Annotated in this window: 13 protein-coding genes; 4 read left to right on the plus strand and 9 right to left on the minus strand. The window is 63.4% G+C overall.

All coding sequences use genetic code 11. The annotated features are described in order from the left end of the window. Positions 1–3 precede the first annotated feature (3 nt). The 8 genes from Mal64_RS13000 to Mal64_RS13035 all read right to left on the minus strand — a co-directional run bounded on the left by Mal64_RS13000 (position 4) and on the right by Mal64_RS13035 (position 8050). Positions 4–705, minus strand: coding sequence for a PIG-L deacetylase family protein (locus tag Mal64_RS13000; protein ID WP_146400920.1), 702 nt, complete (start codon positions 703–705; stop codon positions 4–6). Beyond that, positions 702–1742, minus strand: a complete 1041-nt coding sequence (locus Mal64_RS13005; RefSeq protein ID WP_146400922.1) for a methionyl-tRNA formyltransferase — start codon at positions 1740–1742, stop codon at positions 702–704. Before Mal64_RS13005 ends, Mal64_RS13000 begins: the two co-directional genes overlap by 4 nt. After that, the gene (locus Mal64_RS13010; RefSeq protein ID WP_146400924.1) at positions 1724–2332 is read right to left on the minus strand and encodes a sugar transferase; all 609 of its coding nucleotides are present in this window, start codon (positions 2330–2332) and stop codon (positions 1724–1726) included. Before Mal64_RS13010 ends, Mal64_RS13005 begins: the two co-directional genes overlap by 19 nt. 6 nt (positions 2333–2338) lie before the next feature. Beyond that, the gene (locus Mal64_RS13015; RefSeq protein ID WP_146400926.1) at positions 2339–3262 is read right to left on the minus strand and encodes a sulfotransferase family protein; all 924 of its coding nucleotides are present in this window, start codon (positions 3260–3262) and stop codon (positions 2339–2341) included. A gap of 13 nt (positions 3263–3275) precedes the next feature. Next, positions 3276–4541 (minus strand): glycosyltransferase family 4 protein, encoded by a 1266-nt coding sequence (locus tag Mal64_RS13020; protein ID WP_146400928.1) that lies wholly within the window; start codon positions 4539–4541, stop codon positions 3276–3278. A gap of 25 nt (positions 4542–4566) precedes the next feature. Then, positions 4567–5718, minus strand: a complete 1152-nt coding sequence (wecB, locus tag Mal64_RS13025) for a non-hydrolyzing UDP-N-acetylglucosamine 2-epimerase (RefSeq protein ID WP_231993739.1) — start codon at positions 5716–5718, stop codon at positions 4567–4569. Positions 5719–5840: 122 nt separating this feature from the next. Then, positions 5841–6998 (minus strand): polysaccharide biosynthesis C-terminal domain-containing protein, encoded by a 1158-nt coding sequence (locus Mal64_RS13030; RefSeq protein WP_146400930.1) that lies wholly within the window; start codon positions 6996–6998, stop codon positions 5841–5843. Further along, the gene (locus tag Mal64_RS13035; RefSeq protein WP_146400932.1) at positions 6995–8050 is read right to left on the minus strand and encodes a UDP-N-acetylglucosamine 4,6-dehydratase family protein; all 1056 of its coding nucleotides are present in this window, start codon (positions 8048–8050) and stop codon (positions 6995–6997) included. Before Mal64_RS13035 ends, Mal64_RS13030 begins: the two co-directional genes overlap by 4 nt. A gap of 318 nt (positions 8051–8368) precedes the next feature. On the opposite strand from Mal64_RS13035, the gene Mal64_RS13040 reads away from it, so the two are divergent. Continuing rightward, positions 8369–9454: an SLBB domain-containing protein gene (locus Mal64_RS13040; protein ID WP_146400934.1), complete on the plus strand. Its 1086-nt coding sequence runs from the start codon at positions 8369–8371 to the stop codon at positions 9452–9454. A gap of 30 nt (positions 9455–9484) precedes the next feature. Next, positions 9485–11752 (plus strand): GumC family protein, encoded by a 2268-nt coding sequence (locus tag Mal64_RS13045; protein WP_146400936.1) that lies wholly within the window; start codon positions 9485–9487, stop codon positions 11750–11752. Positions 11753–11881: 129 nt separating this feature from the next. Here Mal64_RS13045 and Mal64_RS19865 read toward each other — a convergent pair whose 3' ends face one another. Further along, positions 11882–12082 carry a hypothetical protein gene (locus Mal64_RS19865; RefSeq protein ID WP_197525736.1) on the minus strand — a complete coding sequence of 67 codons (201 nt, stop codon included), beginning with the start codon at positions 12080–12082 and terminating at the stop codon, positions 11882–11884. Between the two features lie 150 nt (positions 12083–12232). On the opposite strand from Mal64_RS19865, the gene Mal64_RS13050 reads away from it, so the two are divergent. Further along, positions 12233–14560, plus strand: a complete 2328-nt coding sequence (locus Mal64_RS13050) for an O-antigen ligase family protein (protein WP_197525737.1) — start codon at positions 12233–12235, stop codon at positions 14558–14560. Next, complete coding sequence (locus tag Mal64_RS13055) at positions 14553–16403, plus strand: polysaccharide biosynthesis protein (RefSeq protein WP_146400940.1); 1851 nt, start codon at positions 14553–14555, stop codon at positions 16401–16403. The genes Mal64_RS13050 and Mal64_RS13055 overlap by 8 nt, the downstream gene beginning before the upstream one ends. The last annotated feature ends 174 nt before the right edge of the window (positions 16404–16577 follow it).

Here is a 16577-nt window from a genome sequence, read left to right on the forward strand (position 1 = left end):
GTTTCAACTCTCCCGTGAATCATCGAGGGGGCCGCGGTAGCAGATCAAGTGAAACGCTTCGGCGTAGTGGTAGCCGACTTCCTGCCCCATCACGGCGGCGCGTTGGCGAATCGCCTCAAGGCTTCGCGGGTGGGGTGCGTCCCGGAGTTCGTCCGCGTAGGCGGCCATCGCCTGGAGTTTGGTCTCAATCGTCTCGCCAATGTCGATGTAGTAATTAGGGCAGAAAGTCGTGTGCGGCGCTCGGGCGCCCCACTCGCTTGATGAGTTGACGAAGTAGCTCAACAACGCCCGCACCGGCTGCCCCGGGGTGGGCCGGGCGGCGACCATGACCGAGTGATTGATCAGCCGGTGATCGAGATTGATATCGCCGACACTCTGCACAAACACGGAGTCGTACTTGTTGTCTGCGAAAAGACGCTCGAAGGCGCGATTCAGATCGATGTGAGGCACCGTGTCGAGCTTCATGTCGGGAAAATCCCAATGGATCAACTCCTCGACGCCAAGTAACCGGTTCGCCTCGGCGGCTTGCCCTTGCTTGCGGACAAGAATCTCCCGGTCCGACTCGTACTGAGCGCTGCTGCCATCGGTCACGATTAACACGCTCACTTTTCCGCCGCTCCGACGGATTAGCGGGATCGTGCCTCCCACGCCGAGCACCTCATCGTCGGGGTGGGCAGCGACTATCAAGGTGTTCATGAACTTCATGCCGCTGCGTTCCCCTCACGCAGTAGACTACGCAGTTCGTCGATCTCTTGACGCAGTTGAGCCGTTTGCCGACGCAGTGAACCGATCTCATCTTCGACCCGATAGCCGAACGAAGAACCAACGCTTAATGAATCGCTCCGGAGCGGCCGGCCTTCGACCGAGAGTTGGCTGAGCCAAAGCGGACGGTCCGCTGCGGCGACCAAAAGGCGGTCTGGCTCTGTGATGAGCACCTGCCCGGGGCGACCGCAGTGGGATGGCGCAAAAGATAGGTCGGCACGCCAAACCGTAACGCGCCTGTCGCGATGGTAGGCGTAGGCGCCGGGGTAGGGGTGCGACACTGCCCGCACGAGCCGTTCAACATCCGAGGCTGGTTGACTGAAGTCGATCCAGCCATCGGCGGGGATTCGCTTGGCGCGGTGGGTGGCCAGATTCTCGTCCTGCGCGATCTCAGGAGGCGAGACCCCCCGGCGGTGCATCTCGTGGAGTTCGAGATAGGCGTCACGGAGGTTCTCGGCGATTAATCGATAGAGCTCACCGACGTATGCGCCCGCCGGCACCTCGAACGGGCGTTGCAGCAGCAGCACGCCACTGTCGACGCCGCGGTCCATACGGAATAACGAAACGGCCGATTGTTCGCGCCCCTCAAGAATCGTCCAAGGGGCGGGAGCGCGGCCACGGCCCAATGGCAGTGGCGAGGGGTGGCTTCCGATCACGCTGCGCGAAGGACTGGCCAGGACTTCGTCACGAAAGATTTGGCTCCAACCAAGAGTGTAAAGGTAGTCGGGAGCCATGTCTCGGATTGCATGGACTGTCTCCGACGCGTTGATGTCGATGGCGCCAATGGTCGCCACTCCGTGGCGTTCGCAGAGTGGGTGCAGGTCGACGTAGTCCGAGAGTCCACCGCAGTCGCCCGGAGGCCGCGTCACCAACGCGACGACGTTCGCACCTGCGGCGAGCAAACCCTCGAGCGCGATCTCACTCTCGAGGTTCGATCCGATGGCGATAATACGAGGTCGTGTCACGCTGCGGCCTCCCATTCGTTTTCGCTTGGTGGATCGGTGTGCGCCGCGCCACGCAGCACAAGCCACGCCGTGCGTGACAGCACCCTCGTATCGAGCCAAAAGCTTCGGCGAGCTAGGTATTTCAAATCGAATTCGATTCGCTGTGGCCAGCTGAGCGACGTGTTACCGCGGACCTGTGCGAGGCCAGTCATGCCCGGCGGTGTCTCGCAGCGACGCCTCTGACGCGGGGTCATTTTGTCATAATCTTCCTGCACCGTGGGACGAGGCCCAACAAGCGACATGTCCCCCAGGAGCACATTGAGCAACTGAGGGATCTCGTCGATTTTGAGCTTCCTTATCAGGGGAGCACCACGTATTAGGCGAGGGTCGTTTCGGACAGAAACAGTGCTACGCTCTTCGTCGGGAGCTGGGATAGTCATCGTGCGGAGCTTGAGGATCGCGAAGGGCTCGCCGCCTAGTCCGACGCGTTGCTGGCGGAACAGAACCGGGCCGGGTGAGATCGCGAGCACCCACAGGGCCGCTACGGCTAACACGGGCCCCAGCACCAGCAGCGCCATCGCAGCGACACTGAGATCGATTACACGTTTCCAAACAGGCGTTCTCATGCTGTCTCAGGCTGCCGGTTGTTGTGGTGTCGCACAGTATTGGCCATCGACCGAGTACCCATGCTCGATCAAAGCCGTCTCGAGACGCCTGCCGACGCGGTCGCGGCACTCGGGGTCGAGTCCACGGCGCCAGGCGCCGATGCTCCGCGGCGTTACGTCTGCCGTGAACCGCTGCGCCGCGTTCTCGGAGAGTTTGACGCCGAGGAAGGACGCTATCTTTGTGAGTTCCATAGCGGGCCTCGTCACGTAGTCTTCGTAGGTAACCACCTCGACCCGGTCCGAGCTGAACAAGGCGAGGTCGTTCTCGGATTTTGTCAGGCAACGTTCCCACTGTTCTGCGCAAACGAGGTCCAAGGAGTGCCTAATCAGAGATTCGGGCATCCCGCTGTAGCGAGGCCCCCACTCTTTTAGTCGGCGGTCCCTGCCCCCGAAGCGGTGCAGGCGGTTGAGCGCGTAGCGCGTGGCGTAGTACGCAAGATCGGCTTTGGGCACGTAGCGAGTCTTAGCCAGCACGTACGCCCAGTCGAGCGTCGCGCTCCAGCGTTTGAGCGCCGAAGCGACCACGTCGCGCCCGTCTCGGACGATCAGGAGGTACTTTGCCTCGGGGACTATTCGATTGACGAAAGGGACTCTGAGGCTGTTTGCACAGGTTTTCTCCACTAGAAACCTGGCGCCGGTTCGAGCCGCTTGCTTGGCAAAGCAACGACGCACACTCGATATGGTCCGTGGTGAAGCATGCTCGGCTCGCAATTCATCGTCCGGATGAGCGGCGTTTCGATGACGCCACACGTAGTTGATCTCGTCGCACGGCCAAGTGGCGAAGCCATCCAGTCGGCAGAGCGCGTCGCGCAGCATGTTCGTGCCGGAACGAGCAGCGCCGATGATCACCACCGGTTGGAAGTCGAATGACTTATATTTATCGTTGGGCATCGCACGATGCGGCTCAGGCCGCTGCTCGATGTTCGGGGGGGGTATGGGCTCTGGCGGAGGAGTCCAGAGCTCGAGAGGCTATCTTGTCAACGAGCGAATCCCACTCTTTGAGCATCCGTTCGGTTCCATACAGTTGCTCGGCGGTGCGTGCGATTCGCAGCCTTTCGTTTGCCGTGAATTCGTGGCGGCGGTCGATTGCCTCCGACAGCATCTCCACGATGTCTTCCGCTTGGTGGCCCAGGGAGACCAAACCCAGCTGGTGTTCGGCCACGATGCGAGCGAGGTCCGAATCGGGCTCGACAACCACCGCCAACGGACTGCCGGCACGGAGGCAAGTCATGGTTTTGCTGGGGAAGGCATAGCGTCGCACGCCGGGAGCCAGCGAAACTACGCTGTAATCGCAGGACGCCATCGCTGCCGCTGCAACCTCTGGCGACTGTTGGTCGAGGAAGAAGACACGCTCACCAATCAACCCCGCTGCGCGCTCTTCCAACTCGAGACGAGCGGCTCCCGAGCCCATGAAAATCAACCGCCAGTCGTCTCGCTCACCGAGACGATGTGCGGCATCGATCAGAGGATCAAGGTGCTGGAATCGCCCCAGATTGCCCGCAAACAAGAACCTCGTCGCTGAGCGGTCAGTGAGGCAGTCTGGCAATCGAGCGTCCCCGGACTCGGGGGAGGAGGCGATAGGGCAGTTGTTGATAATCGCTATCTGGTCGGGACCGGCTCCTTGCGCAAGGAGCGAATCGGCCATGTCGGAACTTAGAGTAACCAGAGCGTTTGCGCCGCGTCGATTCGCACGCTCGATGGCAAGAGCCATGCGGTAGATAGCGCCATTGTCGAGGTCGCCGATCTCCAGCAGCCCTTCGGGGTGGATGTCTTGTACGTGTAAGATCGTTTGGGCCCCGGTCAACCAACGGATCAACCTGAGAGCGACCCCGATCGCCACCGGAGGGTGACTGTTTGCGATCACGAGGTCGTACCGACGACGGAGCGTCGCGTGGGCGACTGCTCGTAGAAGAAAATAGAGACTATTGATGGCTCGCACCACGCGCCAGTGCTTCTTTTCTGGGAACATCGCCAAACGCCGGATCTCGACGCCGCCGACCGTCTCGACCCATTGTTGGCGGCCGACCTGATTGCCGTTGTAGCTCGGCTGACCGGAGTAGGCGCACACCTCGGCTCCGCGCTCCCGCTGACGCTCCAGGATCAAACGCAGGATCCGGGCGTAGGGGGTCGTGTCGGGCCAATAGTGACGGTAGATGGCGAGGATTCTCATGGCGACGCAAGGTTGCGCTTGGTGCTCAGGCGGCGACGATGCCGTCCCACAGGTGGCCGAGTTTCGCGGTGCCGAGGATTAGCTTCACCACGCGGTGCGACACGTTGGTCACCTGGTACTCGGCGGCGATCGGCTGCCCCGCTGCGTGGTCGCGGTTCTTCGTGACGAACTCGACCGACTCGAGCACCGTGCCGACATCGAGACCCGTCAGCACGATATGCCCCGAGTCCATCGCCTCGGGACGCTCGATCGCCGTGCGTGTGGTGACAGCCGGGAAACCGAGGATCGAGCTCTCCTCGCTGATCGTGCCACTATCGCTCACCGTGCAGAAGGCGTCGCGCTGCAGGCGGACGTAGTCGTGGTAGCCGAACGGCTTGAGGAACCGCACTCGCTCGTCGGCCGTCGCGCTGCCCTCCTGCGACGAGGCCAGCTCGTCGAGCCGGGCCTGGGTGCGCGGGTGGGTGCTCACGATCACCGGCATGCCGTGCCGCTCGGCTAGCGAGTTGAGGATGCCAAGCAGCTTGCGGAGGTTCTCCTCGCGGTCGACGTTCTCGGCCCGGTGCAGGCTGACGACGATGAACCGCTTTTCTTCAAGCCCCAGCCGGGTCGTGGCGTCTGACGTCTCGATGCCCTCGGCGTTGTCGTCGAGCACCTCGCGCATCGGTGAGCCGGTCAGGTAGACCCGTCGCGGGTGGACCCCTTCGGCGAGCAGGTTTCGGCGGGCATGTTCGGTGTAAACGAGATTAAAATCGCTGATGTGATCGACGATCCGCCGGTTGATCTCTTCGGGCACGTTGAAGTCGAAGCAGCGGTTGCCGGCTTCCATGTGGTAGACCGGAACCTTCATCCGCCGGGCGATCACGGCGGCGAACGCGCTGTTCGTGTCGCCGAGGATCAGCACCGCGTCGGGCTTTTCTTCTTTGAGCACGCGCTCGGCGCCCACCATCACGTCGCCCAGGATCACGCCGAGCGAGTCGCGGCGGATGCCCAGGAAGTGGTCGGGCTGGCGGACACGGAGGTCGTCGAAGAAGACCTCGTTCAGCTCGTAATCGGAGTTCTGCCCGGTGTGGACGATCACGTGCTCGACGTGCTGATCCAACAGGGCCATGACGCGCGACAGCCGGATGATCTCCGGCCGCGTGCCTAGCACGGTCATGATCTTGAGGGGTTTGCTCACGATATGTGCGTCCTTGCTACTTTCTTCCTCCCCCCGTGGGGGAGAGGGTTGGGGGGGCGTCGGGTACCCGGGGCGCCCCCACCCTGGCCCTCCCCTAAGGGGGGAGGGGAATTTATCGCGGCTCACGCCGCGGCTTGTGTTGTCTTTGTTTCCTGTTCCAGGAATACCTTCTCGTAGTACGTGTCGGGGTCGGCCGCGTCGAACAGCTCGTTGCTCCAGAACATGGTGAGTAGCTCCTCCGAACCGGTGTTCTCGATGTGGTGTGTGTGCAGCACGGGGATCGAGATGAACTCGGGCCGAGAGCCGGAAACCCGGTACTCGTGGATCGCGTCGCCCCCCACCGGCCGCAGGCGGATCGACGCCTCGCCGCGCAGCACGCAGAACCACTCGAACTTGCGGGTGTGGTAATGGTCGCCGCGGGTGACGCCTGGCCGGGTGGTGGAGAAAAAGACTTGCCCGCCGGCGGCCGTCTTGATCACCTCGCACAGGTCGCCGCGCTGGTCGGCGTGGACCTGGGGGCGGTGGCGGTGATCGGTCAGTTCGACGTGCCAGAGGAACGTGGCGTACAGATTGGCCCGTAGCGAAGAGGTGAGCATTGGCACCACGCCGCCGCCGAAGTACGCATCGCGGTATTCGGTGAGTGTCACAAGCAACTCGCTAATCCGCACTCGTTGACCCCCCGTGGCGTGGCTAAGGGCCGGCGCATCGGGGCGTTCAGTGGCGATGTCGGCAAGCTGTGCTACGAGGTCCTCGACCCACAGGAACTCGACTTCGCGGTCTTCGATCAGCTGGGGCGTCTCGCCGTGCGTGAGCTGATGGCAGAACGTGGCGACAACCGAGTTGTAGAACGGCTTACATCCGGCGCCGTAGACATTGGGGATCACGAGCGTCGTGAGCGGGGCGTCGCACTCGTTGGCCCAGGCGGCGAGCACCTTTTCGGCGTCGCGTTTAGAGCGGCCGTAAGGATTGTCATTGTCGCGCTGGGTGGTCGATGCATACACCACGTGCGGACGTGCGTTCGCTTCGCGGCAGGCGTCGGTGAGCCGCTCGGCGAGCGAGCGGTTGACCGTAGCGATCTCGTGTTCTTTGCCGCGGTTCACGCCGGCGAGGTGGACGACGGCGTCGCACGCCTGGACGAACTCGATGAGCGCGGCCGGGTCGTCCCACTCCTCACGCGGCAAGGGCAGGGCCTCAAAGCCCTCGGTGTGCGAGAGCCGGTCGATCAAGCGGCGGGCGATGAAACCTTGCGGGCCGGTCACCCCGATGCGGAGAGTACTCAAGCGGCGAGCCTCACTTTCTGATCGCCGCCCTTATCTGCGGCCCAGCTGTCGAGCTCGGCACGAACCTCGGGGAGTTCGAGCAGCAGGTCTTGGATTTCGTCAACGGACAGCAGCCGGGCGTTGGCCGATGTGTAGCCGTCTTTGGCGAACGCCGCCGACAACTTGCCCTGGGTGAAGAACGACTCGTAGTTGTGCGAGCCCTCGGTCGGCACGCGGTAGTACTCCTCGTACTCTTGGCTGCGGCCGATCTCCTCGGCGGTGACCAGCACCTCGTGCATCTTCTCCCCTTCGCGAACGCCGACCACGTCGACCGGGTTGTCGGTCGCGAAGAGCTTGAGCAACGCTGTGGCCAGGTCTTCCACCGTGGCCGAGACAGCTTTACGAACGAACAGGTCGCCCTGCTGTCCGTGCTCCATAGCGAATGTGACCAGCCGCACCGCCTCGGCCAGCGGCAGCAGCAGGCGGGTCATCTTGGGCGCGGTGACCGTGAGCGGCTTGCCCGCCTTGATCTGCGAGATGAACAGCGGGATGACCGACCCGCGCGAGTACATCACGTTGCCGTAGCGAACCGCGCAGTACTTGGTGCGGGCGCCCGTCTCGCGGGCCTTGGCGTAGGTGAGCTTCTCCATCAGGGCCTTCGACTGGCCCATGGCGTTGATCGGGTAGACCGCCTTGTCGGTGCTCAAAACGACGAGCTTCTCAACGCCGCAGCGGTCGGCCGCCTCGAGCACGTTGTGCGTGCCGAGCACGTTGGTCCGCACCGCCTCGATCGGGAAGAACTCGCAGGAGGGTACCTGCTTGAGCGCCGCGGCGTGGAACACGAAGTCGACGCCCCGCATCGCCGAGTCGACCCGCTGCGCGTCGCGAACGTCGCCGATAACGAACGAGAGCCGTTCGTCGGCGAGCGCGAGCCGCATGTCGTGCTGCTTTTTCTCGTCACGACTGAAGACGATTACACGGCTCGGGCTGTGCTCGGCGAGGGCGAGCCTGATGAAATTATTGCCGAACGAGCCGGTGCCGCCTGTCACGAGAAGTGTCTTGTCTTCGAACATTCTCGTCGCATCCATGCGTGAGTAGTGGGGAAGTTACCGTTCGCTCCGGCAATCCTTGCCGCAAGCGTATTACGCCGTTCACCGTGTAAGTGACCAAACCGCGAGGCAGTTATGCAGCTTGGCGGAGAGGAAGTGTAAGTTGCTTTCTGCGAGACACAAACCCCATTTTGCCGGTGGCTTCGTCGACCGAGCTGGCAGGTGGCCAGAATCCTATTGTGCCCCGTGCGGCGATCCGGTACTTACGCTCCCTGTCGGCAGATTCTGCCGATCGATGTCGCCGAATCTGCGCCTCGACGCCCGACGAGCCTACAACACAGAATGCTCCAAACATCCCATATATCGCGATGGCTGATCCTGCTGTCGTTGCTGGCGTTGGTTCTGACCGGTTGCCAGTCGGCCCGATACGCGGCAGGCTCCTTGCCCGCTGAGTACCTAGCCGACGCCAAGCCCGGGTCGCATCAGATCCAATTGGCGGGATCGAGCGAAGCCGCCTCGTCGAGCAACAAGATCGTTGCCGATGACCTGCTGGCGATCCGGGTCGTGACCGGCGCCCGTGAAGAGCCCTCCGAGCCGTTTCTGGTCCGGGTGGAAGCCGATGGCCGCGTTAACGTGCCTGTCGTGGGCGCCGTCCCGGTGGTCGGCGTCGACACGAGCGAGGCGGGACGACGCATCGCCGCCGCCGCCGTCGATCGTCGGGTCTACCGCTCGCCCAACGTCACTGTAGCCGTCGAAGAGCAAGCGACGCATCGCGTGACGGTCCTCGGCGCCGTAGCCGAGCCGGGCGTTCACGAGATCCCACGCGGCAACTGCGACGTGATCACGGCGATCGCCTCGGCCGGCGGCACGACCGAAGAAGCGGGGACGGTCGTCGAAGTCAAACACGCGTCGACGCCTGGCGGCACGTTGTTCGCCGGCGCCGCCGAAGGGGGTGTTCAGCAGGTGGCCTATCAAGAGCCATCCGGCCCAGTCGTGGAGCGGATCGACTTGGCGATGGCGTCGCCTCAGCAAAGAACCAAACAGCGACTCAGCGACAGCGATGTCGTGATGGTCCTGCCGCGTGAAAAAGAAACCGTCCACGTCACTGGGCTGGTGACCAGACCGGACCAGTTCGAGCTGCCGCGAGACCAGCCGCTGCGTGTTCTTGACGCGATCGCGATGGCCGGTGGGATCACGACCCCCGTGGCCGACAAGGTGCTGGTCATCCGCCACATCGATGCGCATAGCGAGCCGATCACGATCGGCGTGAGCATGGCCAGGGCGAAGCGCGACGGCCGCGAAAACTTAGTTCTTCGCTCGGGTGACTTGGTGAGTGTCGAGTCGACCGTTGCGACGACCGTGACAGGCGTGATGAAAGACTTCTTCCGTATCACGATGGGCGTGAGCAGCCAGCTGACGGCGTTCTGACCCGCAGACGCCCCTACGAGACTCCGCAAGATGACACAGAACCAAGAACATTTTCACGAGCCGGAAATCACGGTCTCCAGCGCAGGTCCTAACGAGGCGCTGCAAGGGGTGCTACGGCTTGTGCGGCTCGCCGAGCAGAGGCATCAGACCTTGCTTTGGATCGTAGCCGGTTGCTTGGGGATTGGCGCGCTCTACTACGGTTTTGCGCCACGTTACTATCGATCCGAAGCCAAGCTGATGGTCATTCAGCAGGTGGCCGACGAGCTCTCTTCGATGAGCGATCAGATCGGCAGCGACAACTTGATGACCACGCACAAAGACTTGGTCCGCAGCCCCGTCGTGGTTCGTAATGCTATCGAGCAACTCAAACCCGAGCACCGAATCGACCTAGTCGAGTCGCCGCCCCACAAGTGGGTAGATTCGATCTCGGATCGACTGTCAGCCTCGGCGACGCGGAAAACGAATTTCGTGAGTGTCGCTTACGAGTCACTCCATCCTGAGGCGGCCGCGGCGGTTGTCAACGCGGTGATTAACTCCTACTTGGAGTTCGTTGAGGAAACGCACCGGGGCACTGCGGCGGACGTGCTCAACGTGCTCACGGTCGAGCGTGACCAGATCGAGCAGGACCTAATAGTCAAGCAGCAATTGCTGCAAGAGTTCCGACAGCGGATTGGTCACCTCGCGCTCCCCAAGGACAACGAGGTAGTCGACCCGATCATCGGGCGAGCGCTCCAACTCAACACAGCCTTGATGGAGGCGCAGCAGGAGCGGATCGGAATGCAGGCCTCGTTAGCCACGGTGCGTCGCGCCATGAGCCAAGGCGAGGACCTCAGGCAGTACTTGTCGCTGGTCCAGGAAGCGGTCGGCGAGCAAATGCTGCTGTCGGCGCTCGGCATGGGAGAGAACGATGTGCGGGCCATGGCCGATCAGCAAACACGGCTGTTCGACGTGGAGGCGCAGCTGAGCCGTCTTGAGCCGTTTTACGGACCGGCTCATCCTGAGGTGGTTGCCCTGTCCACTCAGGCACAAGCCATCAAGAAGTACTTGGCTGAATACCGTAACGGAGCATCGGGCCGGGCCGATTTTCTCGGCCAGGAAGAGCTAGGCAGCATGCTCTCAACGATGCTCAATCAAGCCCTTGCCCAAGCAGGCGAACGCGAACGTCAGCTCGATCATTCGTTCGAACTTGCGCGCGACGAGGCGGCGCGACAGAGTGGCGACTTCGTCAAGCTAGAGATGCTCAGCCGCGAGGTCGAACGTTTGGAGAAGCTGCATGATCTGTTGTTCAATAAGATCGCCACAGTGGACATCCGTCAGGTTCAGGCGCCGATCCGGGCGACGATCGTGCAGGAGCCGTTGCCAAGCGACCGCCCCTCGTCGCCGCAGCTCAAACTTGTGCTGGTTGCTTCATTGCTGTCGGGGCTGGCGATCGGGTTGGGCCTGATCTACGTGCAAGACCTGATGGACGACCGTTACGGCTCGCCCGACGAGATGGCCCTCCAGCTTGGCTGTCAGGTTCTCGCGTTGGTGCGTCAGCTGCAACCGATCGCGGGATCCGGCATCCAATCCGTGCAGATGTTCGCCAAGCCACAGGCGGTCGACAGTGAGGCGTTCCGCACGCTTCGCACGGCGATCGCCCTCGGCGCCGATGCGCCCGACCGGCTGGTGATCTCCAGCGCCGAACCGAGCGACGGCAAAACGACCATCTCATCGAATCTCGCGGTTTCGTACGCCCAGGTGGGCAAACGCACGCTGCTGATCGACGCCGACCTGCGTAAGCCGGGGATGACGGCCCTGATGGACCTCAAGGGCAAGTCGGGCGTAACCGACATCCTCACGACCAGCGGGGACGTTGCCGCTGAAGCTCGGAGGTGCCTGCTCAAGACAGAGCAGCCGAACCTCGACGTGATCCCCGCCGGGCCGCGGCGTCCCGATCCGGCCGAACTCTTGCTCGGACCGAACTTCAGCGAGTTGCTGGCTTGGGCGGACGCCAACTACGACCAAGTGCTCATCGACTGCCCGCCGGTTCTGGCGGTGAGCGACGCCCAGATCGTCGGCCGGATGGTCGACGGCGTAGTGCTCGTCGTATCGCCCGAGAAGAATCACCGCCGGCTCGTCGCCCGCGCCTACAACAGCTTCCTCACGGCGGGAGTGAACATGGTGGGCGTGGTCGCCAACCGAATCTCTGAACAAGCCGGCAAGGGATACGGCTACGGCTACGGGTACGGTTATGGCTACGGGCACACCGAAACAAACGATGAGATTCTTGAGAACAACGCCCCGGGCAAAGCGGCCTGACGCCCCTTGGCTCGCGCGGGACGCAGCGAGCGGCTACGAACGGAATCGATGAACGGCGCCTTTCGAAGACTGGTTGAACTTTTCACGAGCCGCTCGCAGCTCAGCGCGATGACCTTGCGCGCTGCCGACTTAGGGATCGCCGCTACGCTGCTCGTGGCGCCTCTGTTTCTCGGAGGCCGCCACGATCTTGGGCGAGCCGTTTACGTGGGATGCATCGCCTTGGCGGTAGTCGCGTGGGCTGCCCACACCCTCTTGAAGCAGCGACAGGTAGTCACCCCTCCCGTCGTGCTGGGGTTGCTTGGCGTCGCTGTTCTGATGGGGCTGTTGCAACTCATCCCCCTCCCGCCTTCGTGGCTTCCGGCTTTTTCTCCGGCGCTGGAATCTTTGTTGCCGTACAGCGAAATGGGGCCTGAATGGCGCACCTTGTCGCTTACCCCGGGCGCCACACGCATAGGCCTCGCTGTGCTTGCCGGGCACGCCATGTTGTTCTTTGTAGTCGCGGAGCGATTGCGCAGCCGGCAGGATGTCGAGCGTCTTCTCACACTCGTAGCGATCGCCGCCGCTTCGATGGCGTTTCTCGCCCTGTTCCAGCACCTCACCTCGAATGGCAAGCTGCTCTGGATTTATTCGCACCCGTACCGAAAGATCGGCGCTACCGTTCAAGGCGTTTTCGCAAATAAAAACCACTTTGCGCAGTTCGCAACGCTCGGCCTTGCTCCGCTTGTTTGGCTGGCTTTGCGACCCCGTGAGAAGACCAAGCCGCCGGCCGCGTCGGTGAGCGGCGATCCATTCTCGGCCGGCTTGCTGAGAGGTGCGGGACGATTCTTTCGGATCGCGGCTGTACTTGTGGTGGTGTTCGCCGTGCTGTTGAGCTTGTCGCGTGGCGGCGCTATAGCGATGGGAGTTTCCGCAGCGGTCCTGTGCACACTTCTATGGCGTGTTGGCTGGATCACCCCTGCGCAGCTGCTGCCCGTGGCATTGCTGGGAACAGCGATCGTTGGCGCCGCGTCGTTGTACAACGACGACGCCGTTTCTCGCCGCCTCGATGACTTCGCCTCGGGATCGATCGAGCAACTCGATAAGAGTCAAGGCCGTCGATTGATTTGGCAAGCCAACGTCGACGCATTCCAAGCGAACCCCTGGTTCGGGTACGGCATCGGAAGTCATCGGGAGATTTACCCCACGCACTTTCCCAAGCCCTTTAGAAACGAATACACGCACGCCGAATCGGGATACCTTCAGGTAGCCACCGAAGCCGGACTGGCCGGCATCCTGCTGCTCGTTAGTGCGATCGGTTGCTGTTTGTATTGGCTCGTGTCAGCTTGGCGCCAAACCGAAGACGGGGAGAGCCGAGTGCTCGTGGCGGTAGCCGCCGCAGGGATAGCGGCAAGCCTGGCCCACTCGGTTGTCGATTTCGTTTGGTTCATCCCGGCCTGCATGGCGATGGTAGTGGCTTTGGCCGCGTGTGCGATGCGGCTCAGCCAAGGAGTTGTGGCTGAGGAGCCTCAGAGCGTCTCACGCCGCGGCGAAATAACGCTGATCGCGACAAGGCCTTGGGCCGCTGCTGCCGTAGCGATGGCTTCGCTGGCGATGTTGGTTGGGCCGGCGAGCGGCTCGCTGACGTGGGACGAATACTTGAGGCGTTCAGTGGCCTTCAACGCCCTGGTGGCCCGGCAGGCGTCCGCCACCGCCAGTGAGGACCCCTACTACGAGGAGACTCTTCGGCACAATGTCGAGGCGATGATTGCTAAGCTTGAGAGCGTTGTCGAGCATGACCCCCATAACGCTCGCGCTCAGCTCCGCTTGGCGGCCCGGAGGCTCCAGCTGTTCGACTTGCTGGGCGCCAGCGAGCCGAACGACATGCCGCTGCACTCGATCTGCGACGCGGCAATCGCGTCGGAGTTCTCATCCAAAGATGAGACCGTGGCGTGGCTGAGCCGCGCCTTCGGACCACGGGCCGATCTGCTCATCGGTTCGCACGACAGCGCACGCCGGGCCGTGGAGCTGTGCCCTTTGCAGGGCGAGGCTTACACCTACTTGGCGGCGCTCAGGTTCCTGTCGCCCCCCGATCAGCGAGACGTGCTGCGGATGGTCGATCGGGCGCTCGCCGTGAGGCCCTACGATGGTGAGGTGCTCTACGAGACGGGTAAGATCCGCATGCTTGCGGGAGACGAACAGGGAGCAATCGACCTGTGGCGCGAGAGCGCCCGCCGCCCCGGCGCGCACCGTCTCAATCTTGTTTCGCTCATCGCCAGCCACCTGCCTGCCTCGTTCTTGATCGACCGTCTCGACCCCGACTGGCAAACCTGCCAACTGGCGTTCGCTCGCTACCAGATCGTAGGCGATGAGGCCGATCTCGACGCGCTCGCTGAACACGCCAAGAGTGCGATCGACCGACTCGAAGGCGACGAGTCGCCCGAGCGGGTCGCCCTTTACTGGCGGCAACTCAGCTCGATCCAGCTCGCAAGGGAAGACTTGGAAGGCGCCGTGTTCAGCGCCGAAACGGCCCACGAACTAACGCCGAGTGATTTTCATGCTCGCCTGGCGCTCGCCACCGCGTTGTACAAGAGCGAGCGGTTCGCCGACGCCGACCCTCACTTGCGATGGTGCCTGGCTCGGCGACCAGACATCCGTTGCCTGAAGAACTGGCTTGTACAGTCCACCAAGCGGCAGACCCAGGTCGACAAGAACCGCCGCCTGAGGAAGAGCACTTTCGATCGCGTGGCGTTGCTCACGGAAACGCCGCAGGAGGAGAGCGACACGCCTCCCGAAACAGCCCCGGGCGTCATGGAGGTCGTCGATGAGTAAGCAACTCGGTCGCACCGCGAGGATCGCTCTGTTTATGTTGCTGGCCGCCGTCTCGTACGCGGCGGCTTATGCCTTACGCTTCGGCGGCGATGTGCCCCCCGGCCACGGCGGGCTGCTGCTCGCCACGATGGGCGTGGCGGTTGTCGTCAAGCTGGTCTCGTTCTGTTGGCACCGGCTCGACCGGGGCGCCAATCGTTACGTCGGTTTCCACGACGTCGTGACCTTCGCCAAGGCGACCACCTGGGGTTCGATCGGCCTGACGCTCGCCGACGCCTTTCTCATTCCTCACGCGTCGATCCCCCGCGGGGTTGTTCTGATCGACTGGGGAGCCACGCTGCTCGCCATCGGACTGGTCCGCTCGGCGCCGAGGCTTGCCCGCGACTTGCGCAGCCATTGGCGCGACGCGACCGATCAAACCCGCGTGCTCATCGTCGGCGCCGACGACGAGGGCGAGTCGCTCCTGCGGATGCTGCGGACCGATTCGCGACTCAAGTACAAGCCGATCGGGTTCATCGATCCCGATCCGAAGCGGCTGGGGCAGCAGATCGGCGGCATCGCGGTGCTCGGCGCCCCGGACGACGTGTCGCGGTTGGTCGCGAACCATCGGGTCGACGAGGTCCTCATCACCAGCGCCGTGCCCGGCCCCGCCGTTCGCGGCCTGGTGGCCGAGTCGCAGGTGCGTGGGTTCTCGGTCCGAGTGCTGCCGAGCTACGACCAACTGCTCAGCGGCCGCCTGGCGGTGCAGCCGCGGCCTGTGGCGATCGAAGACCTGCTGCGGCGGCCGCCCGTGGCGCTCGACCAGGAGGCTATCGGGCGTCTGATCTCGGGTAAGACGGTGCTGGTCACCGGCAGCAGCGGCAGCATCGGCTCGGAGATCTGCCGCCAACTACTCAAACACGATCCTGGCAACCTGGTGGTGCTCGACCGCAGCGAGACCGGGCAGTTTTTCCTCGAACGCGAGCTGCGACGCATCGCGCCCGAGGCCGCGATCGAGGTCGTGCTGGCCGACGCCACCGACCGGGAGCGGCTCGACCGGGTCTTCGCCGACACGCGGCCCGACGTCGTGTTCCACGCCGCCGCCTACAAGCACGTGCCGCTCATGGAGCAGCACCCTGGCGAAGGCGTCAAGAACATCGTGCTCGCCACCCGCAACCTGGCCGACGCGGCCGAGGAACACGGCGTTGGCAGCTTCGTGATGGTCTCCACGGACAAGGCCGTGCGGCCGACCAGCGTGATGGGCTCGTGCAAGCAGATGGCCGAACGCTACGTGCAGGCCAAGAGCGTTGGCTCGGCGTGTCGGTTCATCACCGTGCGGTTCGGCAACGTGCTCGACTCGGCCGGCAGTGTGATCCCGATCTTCCGCGAGCAGATCGCCCAGGGCGGGCCGATCACGGTCACGCACCCGGACATCAACCGCTTCTTCATGATGATCCCCGAGGCGGCCCAGCTGGTGATCCAGGCGGGCGTGATGGGCGTGGGCGGCGAGATCTTTGTGCTCGACATGGGCGAACCGGTCCGCATTGTCGACCTGGCCCGAGACATGATCCGCCTCTCCGGTCTCGAAGAGGGCGAGGACATAGAGATCGAGATCACCGGCCTGCGGCCCGGCGAAAAGCTTTACGAAGAGCTCTACGGCGAAGAGGAGAACCATCTCCGCACGTCGCACGAGAAGATCATGGCCGCCGAGAGCGTCACCCAGCCGCTGCTGCGGGTGATCCACGACATCGGCCGGCTCGAAGCGGTTTGCAACGAGTCGCCCACCGAGGTCCGCGAGCTGCTGGGCGAGATCGTGCCGCGGCTCACGTCGCCGGCCGCCGCGCCGGCGGCCAAGCTGGCGGCTTAGCCGCTCGCTTGCCGATCACAAATTGGGAGCGGCCAAGAATAAACGAGATAGCGCGTCGGGCGAGTTGCCCGGCGCTTTTCTTGCGCGCGACACGCCCCTCAAAACGCAGCGTGACGGCTTCGGTTGACGCGTTTGGCCGGAAGAACGCAGCGGCCGGCGGCCGAAACAGACCCC

The sequence above is a fragment of the Pseudobythopirellula maris genome, from assembly GCF_007859945.1.
Lineage (GTDB): Bacteria > Planctomycetota > Planctomycetia > Pirellulales > Lacipirellulaceae > Pseudobythopirellula > Pseudobythopirellula maris.